The organism is Pseudomonas sp. S12(2018) (genome assembly GCF_024355235.1).
Taxonomy (GTDB): Bacteria; Pseudomonadota; Gammaproteobacteria; order Pseudomonadales; family Pseudomonadaceae; genus Aquipseudomonas; species Aquipseudomonas palmensis.
The window spans coordinates 683,261-698,629 of sequence record NZ_QLAD01000003.1 but is presented as its reverse complement, the minus strand read 5'-3'; the positions used below and the strand labels follow the sequence as shown (position 1 = coordinate 698,629).

Sequence of the window (15,369 nt, the reverse complement as noted above, 5' to 3'; positions counted from 1 at the left end):
CAAGGATTGCCATGACCCAGCCCAAGTCCAAACACAACACCCAGCCCGACGCCATTGAACCTTCGCGCATCCGCGAGGGCCTGCCCTTCCCCCTGGGCGCCACCTGGGACGGCCTGGGTGTGAACTTCGCACTGTTTTCGGCCAACGCCACCAAGGTCGAACTGTGCCTGTTCGACGCCAGCGGCGAACATGAGCTCGAGCGCATCGAACTGCCCGAGTACACCGACGAGATCTACCACGGCTACCTGCCCGACGCGCACCCGGGGCAGATCTACGGCTACCGCGTGTACGGCCCCTACGAGCCGCAGAACGGGCACCGTTTCAACCCCAACAAGCTGCTGATCGACCCGTATGCCAAGCAGCTGGTCGGCGAGCTGCGCTGGTCCGAGGCGTTGTTCGGCTACACCATCGGCCACCCCGATGGCGACCTCAGTTTCGACGAGCGCGACAGTGCGCCGTTCGTGCCCAAGTGCAAGGTCATCGACCCGGCCTACACCTGGGGCCGCGACCAGCGCGTGGGCGTGCCGTGGGACCGTACCGTGTTCTACGAAGCGCACGTGCGCGGCATCAGCATGCGTCACCCGGCGGTGCCGGAAGCGGCGCGCGGTACCTTCGCCGGGCTGATGAACGACGAGCTGCTGGGGCACATCAAGGGCCTGGGCGTCAGCTCCATCGAGCTGCTGCCGATCCACGCCTTCGTCAACGACCAGCACCTGCTGCAAAAGGGCCTGAACAACTACTGGGGCTACAACAGCATCGCCTTCTTCGCGCCCCACCCGCGCTACCTGGCCAACGGCAAGATCGCCGAGTTCAAGGAGATGGTCGCGCACCTGCACGACGCCGGCCTGGAGGTGATTCTGGACGTGGTCTACAACCACACCGCCGAAGGCAACGAGCAGGGCCCCACGCTGTCGATGCGCGGTATCGACAACGCCTCGTACTATCGCCTGATGCCCGACGACAAGCGCTACTACATCAACGACTCGGGCACCGGCAACACCCTGGACCTGAGCCACCCCTGCGTACTGCAACTGGTCACCGACTCGCTGCGCTACTGGGCAGGCGAGATGCACGTTGATGGCTTTCGCTTCGACCTGGCGACCATCCTGGGCCGCTACCACGAAGGCTTCGACGAGCGGCACAGCTTTCTGGTGGCCTGTCGCCAGGACCCGCTGCTGAGCCAGGTCAAGCTGATTGCCGAACCCTGGGACTGCGGCCCCGGTGGCTACCAGGTGGGCAACTTCGCGCCGGGCTGGGCCGAATGGAACGACCGCTTTCGCGACACCGTGCGCGCCTTCTGGAAAGGCGACGAAGGCCAGCTGGCCGACTTTGCAGCGCGCATGACCGCCTCCGGCGAGCTGTTCAACCGCCGCGGCCGGCGCCCCTATGCCTCGGTCAACTTCATCACCGCCCACGACGGCTTCACCCTGCGCGACCTGGTGTCGTACAACGACAAGCACAACGAGGACAACGACGAGAACAACCAGGACGGCAGCAACAACAACATCTCCTGGAACCACGGGGTCGAGGGGCCCACCGACGACCCCGAGATCAACAGCCTGCGCCAGCGCCAGATGCGCAACTTCTTCGCCACCCTGCTGCTGGCCCAGGGCACGCCGATGATCGTGGCCGGCGACGAGTTCAGCCGCACCCAGCACGGCAACAACAACGCCTACTGCCAGGACAGCGAGATCGGCTGGATCAACTGGGACCTGGACGAGCAAGGCAGCGCCCTGCTCAAGTTCGTCAAGCGCCTGACCAAGCTGCGCCTGGCCTACCCGATCCTGCGCCGCAGCCGCTTCCTGGTGGGCGACTACAACGAGGCGATCGGGGTCAAGGACGTGACCTGGCTGGCGCCGGACGCCAGCGAGATGAGCGTGGAGCAGTGGGAAGACCCGCAAGGGCGCTGCCTGGGCATGCTCATGGACGGGCGCGCGCAGGTCAGCGGCATCCTGCGCCCGGGGGCAGACGCCACCTTGCTGCTGATCGTCAACGCGCACCACGACGGCGTGGACTTCACCCTGCCCGACGTGCCCGAGGGCGAGTACTGGAACTGCCTGATCGACACCGACCGGCCGCAGCTGCGCAAGGCCCAGCGCCTGGAATTCGGCAGCGTGTTCAACGTCACCGGACGCTCGTTGCTGCTGTTGGAACTGCAACGGGACGAGGACGCCTGACGCTTTAGCAATCATTCGAAATAGCCAGCCGCGTTGTCATTCGCAACGCGGCTATGCCCAATCAGGAACCGCTATTTTTCAACCGCTTACCCCCTCCAACACGGCCATCACAAAATAATCACACTATCTTGACGCCTGCCTGCGACTCTCCTTAGCTACACCTAGAACCACCGTGTTCAACTTCATTCCGGGCCTCTGGCACGCGGCTTTGCGCGCGCCATGGGGCAGGTTTGCTGGTTTGGGTCGCTCTCTGTTCCTGCCTTACAGCCCGTGACATCAGGCCAGACCTTTGGCTGTAACACACAGAGGAGATCGGCCATGAAAAGCGCACCCTGCCCTTCGGGGCTCGAGTATGTTTTCTACGCACTGTCGACGTCGCTGCTGCTGGCAACCCCGCTGGAAAGCCTGGCGGCGGGGCTGGAAGACGACGACCCGATGTTCAACCCGGCACACGGCCTGGCGCTGCCGTCGCTGGTCCCGGCCAGCGTGTCGGGGCTGAGCCTGGGTACGCTGGGGGCGTTTTCCGAACGCCTGGCAGAGCGCACGGCGGTGTTCGGCGACGAAGGCATTGCCAGCCAGTGGGCGCAGTTCTTTCCCACCCCGGTCAGGACCGCCCCGCAACGCCTGGATGCCCCCAACCAGAACCTGCAGATCGCCCCCGACCTGTTCGTGCGGGAAACCGCCGGCGGCAACACCCACCGCGCCGGGATCTTCATGGGCCACAGCAACCTGCAGGGCGGCCTGGACAATCGCCGGCCACAGCTGGGCGACAAGCAGAACGCCGTGCGCCTGGAAGGGCAAAGCCTGGGCATGTACTGGAGCCTGCAGCATGACCAGGGCTGGCATGTGGATGCGGTGGCCATGGGCACCCGTTTCGACGCCAGCGGGCGCGGCAGCGACGGCGAACGGCTCGATGGCAACGGCCACGCGCTGACCTTCTCGGTGGAGGGCGGCTTCCCCATCGGCCTGGGCAAGCACTGGGTGATCGAGCCCCAGGCGCAGTTGATCAACCAGCAGTACTACCCCGGCAACGACGCCCAGGCCCAGACCCTGCAGGCCTATGACAGCCAGCCGAGCTGGACCGGCCGGGTGGGGGCGAAGCTGTCGGCCCGCTACGAGGTGCGCGGCATGCCCATCGAACCCTATGTGCGCACCAACGTGTGGTACGACTTCTCGAACGCCGACACGGTGAGCCTGGACAAGGTCGACAAGATAAGCAGCGGACGCAACGCCACCACCGTGGAGGTGGGCCTGGGCCTGGTGGCACGGGTGACGCCCAAGGTGGCGCTGTTTGTCAGTGCCGATTACAGCAGCGACGTGGACGACAACGACTTGAACGGGTTGATCGGCAACCTGGGGGTACGTGTGCGCTGGTGAGCGGCGCTGAATGCATCGCGGGTCAGGCCCGCGATGCGACGCGCATACCCCCGTCAACCTGAGGTTGACAGCTTATGTATACTGGCCGGCCATGCCCTCGCCAAGGACACCCCAGCGCATGACCGAAAACAGCTTCGCCTTTCGCCTCAAGGAACTGCTCGAACACCACAAGCTGACGCTGCAGGCGGTAGGCACGGCCCTGGGGATCTCGCGCACCGCCGTGCACAAATGGACCCGCGGCGGCGAGATCGACTACGCCAACCTGCGCAAGCTGGCCGACTTTCTCAAGGTCAACTGGATCTGGCTGCGCTACGGCGAAGAAGCCCTGCAGGACGTGCAGCAGACCCAGGTGGTGGAGCTGCCGATGACCGACCTGCGCCGGCGCTACACCGCCGAGATCATGGAGAGCGAAACCCGCATGAAGCTGGCCCAGGAAGGCGCCCGCATCGTGACCTGGGAATGGAACCTGATCAGCGACGAACTCACCTACTCGCCCAACGTCGAGGCCGTGTACGGCTGGCAGGTGATCCGCAACGAAGACTTCTGGGTGCACCTGCCCCCCGAAGACGTCGAGATGCTGCAGGCGCTGTACAGCAAGACCCTGCTCGAAGGCGAAGGCTGCGAGTGCGACTTTCGCATCTATCGCCCCGACGGCGAGATGCGCTGGATCGCCTCCCGCGCCACGGTGGTGCGCGACAGCGCCGGGCGCGCGGTGAAGATGGTCGGCATCAGCATGGACAACACCGAGCGCAAGGTCGCCGAAGAGCAACTGCGCAACAGCGAGGAACGTTTTCGCGCCATCTTCGAACTGGCCTGGGGCGCGCTGGCCTACATCGACCCGGACGGCACCTGGCAGCGGGTCAACGGCAGCTTCTGCGAGCTGCTGGGCTACAGCGCCGAAACGCTGTACGGCATGACCTTCCAGCAACTGACCCACCCCGACGACCTGGCCGCCAACCTGCAGTTGCTGCAGCGCCTGCTGGCCGGCGAGATCGAGCGCTACGAAGTGGAAAAGCGCGTGCGCCACAAGCAGGGCCACTACATCTGGGTACGTGCACGTACCGCCCTGCAGCGCCGCCAGGACGGCCAGCCGCAGCATCTGATCAGCGTGTTCGAGGACATCGGCGCCGAACGCCAGGAACGCGAACGCCTGCAGGCACGTATCGAGGCGCTTGAAGCACAGCGCGGGGCTTCGCAGGCATGAGCCGCTTCGTGGGGGTGTTTCACCTGCGAAGCCGGCATGCCGTGGACAGGGGCTTCAAGGTGCACGCGCTACACAGCGACAATCATGCCGATGCGCACCTTGAAGCGGGCGACATACGCAATGAACAGGGCTACCAGGACGATCAGACCTGCGACTTCACCGTGATCGAGATTGCCAGCACTGCCCTGGCGCCCCGGCGCCTGAGCTGGCTGGAGCGCATCACGGGCAAGCTGCATGCATGACCCCATCCCTGATCTGACTACGGGGCGCACATGAGCCGCTTTGTCGCTGTGTTTCACCACTGGCATATCACCAAACGCAACCTTGGCTTCGAGGTGCACAGCCTGGCAGGTCGCGATCAGGCACAGGCGCACCGCGAAGCCTGCGCACGGTTGGCCGATCAGGAAGTGAGCGATATCGTGCGCTGCGCCTTCACCCTGGTTGAGATCGGCGCGCATGAACACGTTGCGCGCCCGCTGAGCTGGCGCGAGCGCATCACCGGGCGTTTCGAGGGGCGTGGCTAGAGGCAGGTGGCCAACGCCGCCATGCGCCGCTGGGCCAATGCATCGTCCTTGAGGGTGTAGAACTTGACCACCGTGCCGCCGGCTTCGGCGCGCACATCGGCGAAGTATTCGGCATCGCGTGTCGACACCGTGGCCCCACCGTTGGGGCCGGCGTCGAGGTAGCCGCTGGCATCCACGCCGAAGACGGCTTCGTCCTGCCAACCGAACTGGATGCACTCGGCCACCAGCGGCTCGGCCTTGGCCGAGGTGAAGGTCTTGTGCGGTGCGCCCAGGCGAGCCTGGTTCATCGTCGACGAGGCGCATCCGGCCAGCACCAGTGCCGTACCCAATAGCATTGCTGCGCGCATGGTTGTCTCTCCCGTTGGTTGTGTGTCGGCAGTACCGGGCTCTTCGCTGGCCCTGCAGAAGCTGGCCTTGCCAGCGAAGAGCCCTGGCCTGCTGATTGAAAAAGGAGCGACTGTAGCATTGCCCCAGCCCCCGGTGAGAGAATGCCGCGCAGAAAAACGGACCCTCCCCCCTGTGCCAAGGAACAGCACCATCCGAATCCTCTCGCTCGCCCTCATCGTCTCTACCCTCGCCCTCACCAGCTGCGGCACCATGATGCGCGGTGGGTACTGCGCCGAATGTGCATCCCCAGGCATGTACCGGGGCGTGCGCAACAACTTCTCGTTCCTGTTCAGCGCCACCTCGGCGCAGTTCTGCTGGCCGCTGATCGTGTGCCCGCTGGCGTTTATCGTCACCGCGCCCGTGGATATCGTGATCGATACCGCGATGATCCCCGCCGACCTCTCGCGCTGAGTGCCAAACAATCGAATCCCTCTATAGGTTCATCGACAAGGTCGATTAGTCACAAATTAAGTAAGGGCATAAACTGCCCCCGAATGCGCGCAATTCACCCACGATAGAAAGGGTCTTGGCGCGCACCCTCTGTGACTAGCCTGCATACCACTTACCGATCCTGACGCTGATCTCGGCGGGCCTGCGCGTGCGCGGCCGATTCTGGAGCTCGTTTGTACAAGGAGATAACCATGGGACTGGGCAGAAGACAGTTCTTCAAGCTGTGCACCGTCGGCGCTGCCACCGCCACTGCGGCCAGCCTGGGCTTCGCCCCGGGCATGGCCCAGGCCACCCAATCACGCCAGTACAAGCTGCTGCGCGCCAAGGAAACCCGCAACAACTGCACCTACTGCTCGGTGGGTTGCGGCGTGCTGATGTACAGCCTTGGCGACGGCGCCAAGAACGCCAAGGCGCGTATCTTCCACATCGAAGGCGACCCCGATCACCCGGTCAGCCGCGGCTCGCTGTGCCCCAAGGGCGCGGGCCTGGTGGACTACATCCACAGCGAACAACGCCTGCTCTACCCCGAATACCGCGCCCCTGGCTCGGACAAATGGCAGCGCATCAGCTGGGATCACGCCATCGAGCGCATCGCACGCCTGATGAAGGACGACCGTGACGCCAACTTCATCGAGAAGAACGACAAGGGCACCACGGTCAACCGCTGGCTGAGCACCGGCATGCTGTGCAGCTCGGCCGCCAGCAGCGAAACCGGCTCGCTGGACCAGCGCTTCACCCGCGCCCTGGGCATCCTGGGCACCGACAGCCAGGCCCGCGTGTGCCACGCCCCTACCGTCTCGGCCCTGGCGCCGACCTTCGGGCGCGGCGCCATGACCAACAACTGGGTCGACATCAAGAACGCCAACGTGGTGCTGATCATGGGCGGCAACCCCGCCGAGGCGCATCCGGTGGGCTTCAAGTGGGTGATCGAGGCCAAGATCCGCAATGGCGCCAAGGTCATCGTGGTGGACCCGCGCTTCAACCGCAGCGCCGCCGTGGCCGACCTCTACTCGCCGGTTCGCGCCGGCTCCGACGTGACCTTCCTGATGGGCGTGGTCAACTACCTGATCACCCACGACAAGATCCAGCACGACTACGTGCGCGCCTACACCAACGCCAGCCTGATCGTGCGCGAGGACTACAGCTTCGACGACGGCCTGTTCAGCGGCTACGACCCGGCCAAGCGCAGTTACGATCGCAGCTCCTGGACCTACGAGCTGGACGCCGACGGCTTCGCCAGGCGCGACATGACCCTGAGCCACCCGCGCTGCGTGTGGAACCTGCTCAAGGCCCACGTCAGCCGCTACACCCCGGACATGGTCACCAACATCTGCGGCACGCCCAAGGCCGACTTCCTGCAGATCTGCGAAATCCTCGGCACCACCAGTGCCCCGGACAAGACCGCCACCTTCCTCTACGCCCTGGGCTGGACCCACCACACCAACGGCGCGCAGATGATCCGAGGCTCGGGCATGATCCAGCTGCTGCTGGGCAACATCGGCATGGCCGGTGGCGGGGTCAACGCCCTGCGCGGCCACTCCAACATCCAGGGCTACACCGACCTGGGCCTGCTCTCGCTGCGCCTGCCCGGCTACATGAACCTGCCATCGGATGCGCAGACCGACCTGGCCACCTACCTCAAGCAGACCACGCCCAGCGCGGTGCTGCCCGACCAGGTCAACTACTACAAGCACACCCCCAAGTTCTTCGTCAGCCTGATGAAGAGCCTGTGGGGCGACAAGGCCACCAAGGACAACGACTGGGGCTTCGACTGGCTGCCCAAGTGGGACGACAGCTACGACGTGCTCAACTACAGCAACCGCATGTACGAGGGCAAGGTCAACGGCTACATCGCCCAGGGCTTCAACCCGGTGGCGGCGTTCCCGGACAAGAACAAGGCCCAGGCCGCGCTGGAGAAACTCAAGTTCCTGGTGATCATCGACCCGCTGGCCACCGAGACCTCGAGCTTCTGGCAGAACCACGGCGAGGAGCACGACGTGGACACCGCGGCGATCCAGACCGAAGTGTTCCGCCTGCCCTCCTCCTGCTTTGCCGAGGAAGACGGCTCGATCGTCAACTCCGGGCGCTGGCTGCAATGGCACTGGGCCGGCGCTGCGCCGCCCGGAGAGGCCTGGCACGACGGCAAGATCCTCGGCCACCTGTTCCTGAAGATCCGCGAGCTGTACGAGAAGGAAGGCGGTGCCAACCCCGCGCCGATCCTCAACATGGCCTGGGACTACGCCGACCCGTTCGACCCCAAGCCCGAGGAAGTGGCCAAGGAATCCAACGGCCGCGCCCTGGCCGACCTGCACGACGAACAGGGCAACCTGATTCTGCGCAAGGGCCAGTTGCTCGACGACTTCTCGCAGTTGCGCGACGACGGCACCACTGCCAGCTTCAACTGGATCTTCGCCGGCTCCTGGACCGAAAAGGGCAACCAGATGGCACGGCGCGACAACGCCGACAGCGGCCTGGGCTGCACCCCGGGCTGGGCCTGGGCGTGGCCGCAGAACCGGCGCATTCTCTACAACCGCGCCTCGGCCGACCCCCAGGGCAAGCCGTGGGACCCCAAGCGCAAGCTGATCGGCTGGGACGGGGCGCGCTGGAGCGGCGTGGACGTGCCGGACTTCGCCGTCACCGCTGCACCGGGCAGCAACACCAACCCGTTCATCATGCTGCCTGAAGGCCTGGGCCGGCTGTTCTCGGTGGGCGCGATGAACGACGGGCCGTTCCCCGAACACTACGAGCCCACCGAAAGCCCGCTGGCGAACAACCCGCTGCACCCGAACGTGACCTACAGCCCCACCGCGCGGGTGTACGAAAGCGATCGCAAGCGCATGGGCAGCCGCGAGCAGTTCCCGTATGTGGCCACCACCTACTCGATCACCGAGCTGTTCCGCCACTGGACCAAGCATGCGCGGCTCAACGCCATCGTGCAGCCCGAGCAGTTCATCGAGATCGGCGAGAAGCTGGCCGCCGACAAGGGCATCGTGCAGGGCGACCTGGTGCGCGTCAGCACCCAGCGTGGCTACATCAAGGCCAAGGCCGTGGTGACCAAGCGCATCCGCCGCCTGGCCATCGACGGGCAGGACGTCGACACCATCGGCATCCCCTGCCACTGGGGCTATGAAGGCACCACGCGCAAGGGCTTTCTGGCCAATACCCTGACCCCGGGGGTGGGCGATTCCAATACCCACACGCCGGAATACAAGGCGTTTCTCGTGAACATCGAAAAGGCCTGAGGGAGCGAACTTCATGTCCATGCAATCCCAAGACATCATCAAGCGCTCGGCCACCAACGTGCTGACCCCGGCGCCGCGTGCGCGCGACCACCAGGCCGAAGTGGCCAAGCTGATCGACGTGAGCATCTGCATCGGCTGCAAGGCCTGCCAGGTGGCCTGCAACGAGTGGAACGACCTGCGCGACGAGGTCGGCCACAACGTCGGCGTGTACGACAACCCGGCCGACCTGTCGGCCGAAACCTGGACGCTGATGCGCTTCGATGAAGTCGAAGATGAAAGCGGCAAGCTCGAATGGCTGATCCGCAAGGACGGCTGCATGCACTGCGCCGACCCGGGCTGCCTGAAGGCCTGCCCGCAACCGGGGGCGATCATCCAGTACGCCAACGGCATCGTCGACTTCCAGTCCGACCACTGCATCGGCTGCGGCTACTGCATCGCCGGCTGCCCGTTCGATGTGCCGCGCATCAGCAAGAAGGACAACAAGGCCTACAAGTGCACCCTGTGCGTGGACCGCGTGTCGGTCGGCCAGGAGCCGGCCTGCGTCAAGACCTGCCCCACCGGGGCGATCAACTTCGGCAGCAAGCAGGACATGCTGCACCAGGCCAGCGAGCGCGTGACCGAGTTGCAGGGCCGCGGCTTTGCCGGCGCCGGCATCTACGACCCGCAGGGCGTGGGCGGCACCCACGTGGTGTACGTGCTGCAGCACGCCGACAAGCCGCACCTGTACCACAAGCTGCCCACCGACCCGCGCATCAGCAGCGCCATCCATGGCTGGAAGGGCTGGCTCAAGCCGGTGGCGGCCGTGGCCTTCTTCGCTACCCTGGCCGGCACCCTGTTCCACTATGTGGGCGTGGGGCCGAACGAGGTCGAGGAAGCCGACGAGAAACACGAGGAGGACACTCACGCATGAACAAGGACAAACTGATCCTGCGCACCCGCTTCATCGAGCGTGCCAGCCACTGGGTAATGGTGCTGTGCTTCCTTGCCGTGGCCCTGTCGGGGCTGTCGTGGTTCTTCCCGTCGCTCAACGGGCTCAACGCGGTGTTCGGCACCCCGCAGCTGGCGCGCATCCTGCACCCGTTCTTCGGGGTGGTGGTGTTCCTGCTGCTGGCGTTCCTGTTCGTGCGCTTCGTCAAGTACAACCTGCCCGAGCGTGAAGACCTCGCGTGGTTCAGGAACGTGCGCCAGGTGCTGGCCGGCGAGCACGAGCCGGCGCTGCAGATCGGCAAGTACAACGCCGGGCAGAAGATCCTGTTCTGGGGAATCATGGGCCTGATCAGCGTGCTGCTGGTCAGTGGCGTGGTGATCTGGCGGCCGTACTTCGCGCCGTGGTTCAGCATCCCGTCGATTCGCATCGGCCTGCTGGTACACGCCATTGCCGGCATCTGCCTGATCCTGCTGATCATCGGCCATGCGTACCTGGCGTTCTGGGTCAAGGGTTCGATTCGTGGCATGGTCACCGGGTATGTGAGCCGCAGCTGGGCCAAGACCCACCATGATCGCTGGTACCGACAGATCAGCAACAAGCAGAGCGGGAGTGGCAAGCAGCAATGAACAGCATCCAGATGACCCCTGCCGAGCAGCGTAGCGCCGGCGTTGGCGAAATACCTGCCGTGCTGCTGCCGACCCTGGGCGAGCGCTACCGCCAGCGCGCCACCCGCCTGCGTCAGCTGGCCGAGGGGCACCCGATGGCCGACTACCTGCAGTTCGTGGCACAGGTGGCCGATGCCCAGCAGCAATTGCTCGAACGCCTGCCGCTACCGGCAACGCTGGTGAGCAGCCTGGCCGGGCGGGTAGCCGCCGGCAAGGCGCCGCTGGCCTGGGCCAGCCTGCCGCGCGATGCCTACTGGCAGCAACTGTTGCGCGGGCTTGGCGAGCACATCGAGCACGCCACCCTGCAGGGCCTGTGCGCGCAGGGCGAGGCCGCCCTGGACGTGGCGGCCGATGCGTTGCTGGCAGGCCGCTTCAGCGAGATCGACAGCGGTCAGGCGCTGTTCCTGTGGGCGGCCCTGTCGCTGTACTTCACCCAGCTGGCGGCGCACCTGCCCGCCATCGGCAATGCCGGCGTGGGCGAGCAGCGCCAGCATTGCCCGGTGTGCACCGGGGCGCCGGTGGCCAGCGTGATCATGACCGGTGCCCAGGCCGGGCTGCGCTACCTGCACTGCGGGTTGTGCGAGAGCCGCTGGCACATGGTGCGGCTCAAGTGCAGCAACTGCGAAGAGACCGGCAGCCTGGACTACTGGTCGCTGGATACCCATGAAACCGCGATCAAGGCCGAGAGCTGCGACGACTGCCACAGCTACCTGAAGGTGTTCTACCCCGAGCACGAGCGCGACCTTGAGCTGGTGGCCGATGACCTGGCCTCGATCGCGCTGGATGCCGAGGTGGAGCGCCAGGGGTTCGATCGCAGCGGCGTGAACCCGTTTCTGTTCCCGGGCTAGAGCGGGTACTGCATCAGCCAGTGTGATTTGCCCCAGGCCTGGAACTGCTCGAGGTACTGCCACCCCCGCTTGTGGTAGTACTCGGCGCGGTCGTGGGTGTGCAGGTAGAGGTGCGTGTGCCCCAGGGCCCTGGCCTTGGTGCAGATGCCCTCGATCAGCGTTTCGGCCAGGCCTTGGCCGCGGGCTTGCGGGCTGACGAACACGCAGGCCAGCCAGGGGCTCAGGTCGGGCCGCAGGGGCAGGTCGTCGCGGGCCAGTGAAGCGCTGCCCAGCAGGTTGCCGTCATCCAGCGCCAGCAGGCTGTACAGGCTGCCGTCAGCCTGGCCATGGGCGAACTCCTGTTGCCATTGGGCCAGCGGTACATCGGCGTATTCGTAGGCGAACTGCTCGTGCAGCCAGCGGGCCAGGGTATCGCTGTGGTGTGGGTGGTTGCTGAGCCAGTCGATCATGGGTGTGCTCTGGGCGTTGGGGGGATGCAAAGGTACACCGAATTGGATGAGGGGTGTGGCCACCTGCATCTACACTTGTCAGTGCCACCGCACCTTCCCGGAGGACCGCGCCATGCCCCACTCTGACGTCCTGATCATCGGCGCCGGGCCCACCGGCCTGGTCCTGGCCCTGTGGCTGAGCAAGCTGGGCATCTCGGTACGTATCCTCGACAGGACCAGCGCCGCCGGCACCACCTCCCGCGCGCTCGCCGTGCAAGCCCGCACCCTGGAGCTGTACCGCCAGCTGGACCTGGCCGACGCGGTCGTTGGCGCCGGCCACCAGGTGCCCGCCGCCAACCTCTGGGTCAAGGGCGAGCCCGCCGCACGGCTGCCTTTGGACAGCATCGGCGCCAACCTCACGCCCTACCCCTTTCTCGAAATCTACCCGCAGGACCAGCACGAGAACCTGCTGATCGAGCGCCTGCGCGGCCTTGGCGTGGAGGTCGAACGCAGCACCGAACTGCTCGGTTTCACCCAGCACGACACCACCGTCAGCGCACGCCTGCGCCTGCCCGACGGCAGCGAGCAAGACTGCGAGGCGCATTACCTGGCCGGCTGCGACGGCGCCCATTCGACCGTGCGCAACGGCCTGCATGTCGACTTCCCCGGCGGCACCTACCAGCAGCTGTTCTACGTGGCCGACGTGGATGCCAGCGGCCCGCCCATGAACGGCGAGCTGCACGTGGACCTGGACGAGGCGGACTTTTTGGCGGTGTTCCCACTGGCCGGCGCAGGCCGCGCGCGGTTGATCGGTACGGTGCGCGACGCACGCGCCGAACACCCCGAGCAACTGCGTTTCGAGGATGTCAGCCAACGCGCCATCGAGCACCTGCAACTGCAGGTGCTCAAGGTCAACTGGTTTTCCACCTACCGCGTACACCATCGCGTGGCCGGGCATTTCCGCCAGCAGCGCGCCTTCCTGCTCGGCGACGCCGCGCACGTGCACAGCCCGGCCGGCGGCCAGGGCATGAACACCGGCATCGGCGATGCAATCAACCTGGCCTGGAAGCTGTGCAGCGTACTCAAGGGCAAGGCCCACGATGACCTGCTCGACAGCTACCCGGTCGAGCGCATGGCCTTCGCCCGGCGCCTGGTGGCCACCACCGACCAGGTGTTCACCTTCGCTACCGCCGATGGCAGCATCGCCAACCTGTTGCGTACGCGCCTGGCACCGGTGCTGATACCGCGCATGGCGGCATTCGCCAAGGCGCGCAGCCTGCTGTTTCGCACGGTCTCGCAGCTGGGCCTGAACTACCGCCTGATGCCGCTGAGCTTCGGCAGCGCCGGCCATGTGCAGGGCGGCGACCGCCTGCCCTGGGTGGTCACGCAGGAACACGACAATTTCAGCGCGCTGTCGCACCTGGGCTGGCAGGTACACGTGTACGGCCTGGCCAGCAAGGAACTGAGCGCCTGGTGCGCCGCACGCCAGCTGCCACTGCAGGTTTACCCCTGGTCGGCCGCCTGCACGGCCGCCGGCCTGGCACGCAACGCGCTGTACCTGCTGCGCCCCGACAGCTACGTGGCGCTGGCCGAACCCTCGGCCTCCACCGCCGCCGTGGAGCGCTACTTCAGCGAGCGGGGCCTGCGCCCCTGGTGAGGTGCTTACGCCGGTTTGTCGGCGCCCAGCACCCCGGCATAGCGGTAGGTGGTCACGCAACACAGCACCAGGCCGCTGACCGCGACCGCGCCGCCCACCAGGCCGATGTCGCCAAGGCCCATGTGGGTGCTGACCAGGCTGCCCAGCAACGCCCCGCCACCGATGCCCACGTTGTACAGCCCGGAGAACATGGCCATGGCCACGTCGGTGGCATCGGAAGCCAGCACCAGCACCTTCGATTGCAGGGCCAGGCTGAAACACATGATCGCCATGCCCCATACCATGCTGAGCGCGCAGAGCAGGGTCGGGTTGACTGCCAGCGGGGCCAGCAGCAACAGGCTCAGGGCGATGGCGCCGATGGCGCCAATCGCGAACCCCCGCGGGAAACGCTCGCTGTAGCGACTGAACAGGATCGAGCCGAAGATGCCCGCCCCGCCATACAGCAACAGCAGGATGGTGGTCATTTCGCCGCTCATCGCCGCGACCTGCTGGCTGAACGGCTCGATGTAGCTGTAGGCGGTGAACTGCGCGGTGATGCCCAGCACCACCAACGCATACACCGAGAGCAGCGCCGGCCGCTTGAGCAGCATCGGCAGGCTGCGCAGCGAACCGGAGTTCTGGCTGGGCAGGCGCGGCAGCGAGCGCATCAGCCAAAGCAACGTCAGTACCGAGACCCCGGCGATGCCCATGAAGGTGGTGCGCCAGCCCAGCGCCTCGCCCACCACTCGCCCCAGCGGAATGCCCAGCACCATGGCCAGGGTGGTGCCGGTGGCCAGCACCCCGAGGGCCTTGGCCTGCTTGCCCGGCGGCGCCACCCGCACCGCCAGCGACGCGGTGATGGCCCAGAACACCGCGTGGGCCAGTGCGATACCGATGCGGCTGAACAGCAGCATGCCGAAGCTGGTGGCCATGCTCGACAGCACATGGCTGGCAATGAACAGCACGAACAGGAACGCCAGCAGCTTGCGCCGCTCGATGTTGCGGGTCATCAGCATCATCGGCAGCGAGGCCAGCGACACCACCCAGGCATAGATGGTCAGCATCAGCCCGACCTGGGCGGTGGGCATGTCGAAGCTGCGGCCGATATCGCTGAGCAGGGCCACCGGCACGAACTCGGTGGTGTTGAAGATGAATGCAGCCAGGGCCAGCGCGAAAACGCTGAGCCAGCTGCCATTACGGGTATCTGCGGGGTTGTTCATCGGACGGGGCAAGGCTCCGGGGCGGGCGCGTCAGACGCGACCCTGGGTTCAATGAAACCTGCGCGGCAAAAGGCGCGCAGGCAAAAGCCACCCCTGGGCCGGCGGCCTGGGTGTTGCGCTGCAGAAGGTTGTTATAGGTAGGTGCGGGTCGCAGGCCCGATGGTACGTCATGCGTCGGGGGGCGACAATAACGCTCGCCGCGCCGCGCCGGCCCCACCGATGAAACTTGCCACGGACATGCAGTGTCTTTGTCATGAGCCCGTAGTAGTGCAAAGCCTGACAA

The 15,369-nt window shown here is 65.9% G+C and carries 14 protein-coding genes; 11 read left to right on the top strand and 3 right to left on the bottom strand.

Annotated elements, in window-relative coordinates; translation table 11 throughout:
• The first annotated feature begins 11 nt into the window (after window positions 1-11).
• The 5 genes from glgX (at window position 12) to DN388_RS10275 (ending at window position 5,282) form a co-directional block, all read left to right on the top strand.
• A complete protein-coding gene (glgX, locus tag DN388_RS10295) occupies window positions 12-2,177 on the top strand; it encodes a glycogen debranching protein GlgX (protein WP_043862953.1) in 2,166 nt (721 codons plus the stop codon).
• 318 nt (window positions 2,178-2,495) lie between these two features.
• Complete coding sequence (locus tag DN388_RS10290; RefSeq protein WP_043862954.1) at window positions 2,496-3,554, top strand: autotransporter outer membrane beta-barrel domain-containing protein; 1,059 nt, start codon at window positions 2,496-2,498, stop codon at window positions 3,552-3,554.
• A 118-nt stretch (window positions 3,555-3,672) separates the two neighbouring features.
• On the top strand, window positions 3,673-4,758 hold the full coding sequence (locus DN388_RS10285) for a helix-turn-helix transcriptional regulator (RefSeq protein WP_043862955.1): 1,086 nt from the start codon (window positions 3,673-3,675) through the stop codon (window positions 4,756-4,758).
• Window positions 4,755-5,000: a hypothetical protein gene (locus tag DN388_RS10280; protein WP_058541109.1), complete on the top strand. Its 246-nt coding sequence runs from the start codon at window positions 4,755-4,757 to the stop codon at window positions 4,998-5,000. Before DN388_RS10285 ends, DN388_RS10280 begins: the two co-directional genes overlap by 4 nt.
• 30 nt (window positions 5,001-5,030) lie before the next feature.
• Entirely contained in the window at window positions 5,031-5,282 is a 252-nt protein-coding gene (locus DN388_RS10275; RefSeq protein WP_043862957.1) for a hypothetical protein, read from the top strand.
• On the opposite strand, the gene DN388_RS10270 is transcribed toward DN388_RS10275, so the two are convergent.
• Window positions 5,279-5,629 (bottom strand): hypothetical protein, encoded by a 351-nt coding sequence (locus DN388_RS10270; protein WP_043862958.1) that lies wholly within the window; start codon window positions 5,627-5,629, stop codon window positions 5,279-5,281. The two genes, DN388_RS10275 and DN388_RS10270, sit on opposite strands and share 4 nt — an antisense overlap.
• A gap of 304 nt (window positions 5,630-5,933) precedes the next feature.
• Between DN388_RS10270 and DN388_RS10265 the strand changes: the two genes are divergently transcribed.
• The 5 genes from DN388_RS10265 to fdhE all read left to right on the top strand — a co-directional run bounded on the left by DN388_RS10265 (window position 5,934) and on the right by fdhE (window position 11,802).
• Entirely contained in the window at window positions 5,934-6,080 is a 147-nt protein-coding gene (locus DN388_RS10265; protein WP_254999503.1) for a YceK/YidQ family lipoprotein, read from the top strand.
• Window positions 6,081-6,310: 230 nt separating this feature from the next.
• Window positions 6,311-9,361: a formate dehydrogenase-N subunit alpha gene (gene fdnG / locus DN388_RS10260; RefSeq protein WP_254999500.1), complete on the top strand. Its 3,051-nt coding sequence runs from the start codon at window positions 6,311-6,313 to the stop codon at window positions 9,359-9,361.
• A 19-nt stretch (window positions 9,362-9,380) separates the two neighbouring features.
• Window positions 9,381-10,271, top strand: a complete 891-nt coding sequence (fdxH, locus tag DN388_RS10255) for a formate dehydrogenase subunit beta (RefSeq protein ID WP_269210608.1) — start codon at window positions 9,381-9,383, stop codon at window positions 10,269-10,271.
• Window positions 10,268-10,915, top strand: coding sequence for a formate dehydrogenase subunit gamma (locus tag DN388_RS10250; protein WP_043862960.1), 648 nt, complete (start codon window positions 10,268-10,270; stop codon window positions 10,913-10,915). The genes fdxH and DN388_RS10250 overlap by 4 nt, the downstream gene beginning before the upstream one ends.
• Complete coding sequence (gene fdhE / locus DN388_RS10245) at window positions 10,912-11,802, top strand: formate dehydrogenase accessory protein FdhE (protein ID WP_236176885.1); 891 nt, start codon at window positions 10,912-10,914, stop codon at window positions 11,800-11,802. The genes DN388_RS10250 and fdhE overlap by 4 nt, the downstream gene beginning before the upstream one ends.
• Here fdhE and DN388_RS10240 read toward each other — a convergent pair.
• The gene (locus DN388_RS10240) at window positions 11,799-12,251 is read right to left on the bottom strand and encodes a GNAT family N-acetyltransferase (protein ID WP_100633888.1); all 453 of its coding nucleotides are present in this window, start codon (window positions 12,249-12,251) and stop codon (window positions 11,799-11,801) included. The two genes, fdhE and DN388_RS10240, sit on opposite strands and share 4 nt — an antisense overlap.
• A gap of 112 nt (window positions 12,252-12,363) precedes the next feature.
• Between DN388_RS10240 and DN388_RS10235 the strand changes: the two genes are divergently transcribed.
• The gene (locus tag DN388_RS10235; protein ID WP_254999476.1) at window positions 12,364-13,887 is read left to right on the top strand and encodes an FAD-dependent oxidoreductase; all 1,524 of its coding nucleotides are present in this window, start codon (window positions 12,364-12,366) and stop codon (window positions 13,885-13,887) included.
• Between the two features lie 5 nt (window positions 13,888-13,892).
• Here the strand turns inward: DN388_RS10235 and DN388_RS10230 are convergent, their stop codons facing one another.
• Window positions 13,893-15,086: a sugar transporter gene (locus tag DN388_RS10230; RefSeq protein WP_043862964.1), complete on the bottom strand. Its 1,194-nt coding sequence runs from the start codon at window positions 15,084-15,086 to the stop codon at window positions 13,893-13,895.
• Window positions 15,087-15,369: the final 283 nt, after the last annotated feature.

Bases quoted from the DNA above. Each gene is read 5' to 3' on its own strand.
- DN388_RS10285 (WP_043862955.1), top strand. From the start codon at position 3,673: ATGACCGAAAACAGCTTCGCCTTTCGCCTCAAGGAACTGCTCGAACAC.
- fdxH (WP_269210608.1), top strand. From the start codon at position 9,381: ATGCAATCCCAAGACATCATCAAGCGCTCGGCCACCAACGTGCTGACC.
- DN388_RS10230 (WP_043862964.1), bottom strand. From the start codon at position 15,086: ATGAACAACCCCGCAGATACCCGTAATGGCAGCTGGCTCAGCGTTTTC.
- DN388_RS10280 (WP_058541109.1), top strand. From the start codon at position 4,755: ATGAGCCGCTTCGTGGGGGTGTTTCACCTGCGAAGCCGGCATGCCGTG.
- DN388_RS10235 (WP_254999476.1), top strand. From the start codon at position 12,364: ATGCCCCACTCTGACGTCCTGATCATCGGCGCCGGGCCCACCGGCCTG.
- DN388_RS10290 (WP_043862954.1), top strand. From the start codon at position 2,496: ATGAAAAGCGCACCCTGCCCTTCGGGGCTCGAGTATGTTTTCTACGCA.
- DN388_RS10275 (WP_043862957.1), top strand. From the start codon at position 5,031: ATGAGCCGCTTTGTCGCTGTGTTTCACCACTGGCATATCACCAAACGC.
- fdnG (WP_254999500.1), top strand. From the start codon at position 6,311: ATGGGACTGGGCAGAAGACAGTTCTTCAAGCTGTGCACCGTCGGCGCT.
- glgX (WP_043862953.1), top strand. From the start codon at position 12: ATGACCCAGCCCAAGTCCAAACACAACACCCAGCCCGACGCCATTGAA.
- DN388_RS10240 (WP_100633888.1), bottom strand. From the start codon at position 12,251: ATGATCGACTGGCTCAGCAACCACCCACACCACAGCGATACCCTGGCC.
- DN388_RS10270 (WP_043862958.1), bottom strand. From the start codon at position 5,629: ATGCGCGCAGCAATGCTATTGGGTACGGCACTGGTGCTGGCCGGATGC.
- DN388_RS10250 (WP_043862960.1), top strand. From the start codon at position 10,268: ATGAACAAGGACAAACTGATCCTGCGCACCCGCTTCATCGAGCGTGCC.
- fdhE (WP_236176885.1), top strand. From the start codon at position 10,912: ATGAACAGCATCCAGATGACCCCTGCCGAGCAGCGTAGCGCCGGCGTT.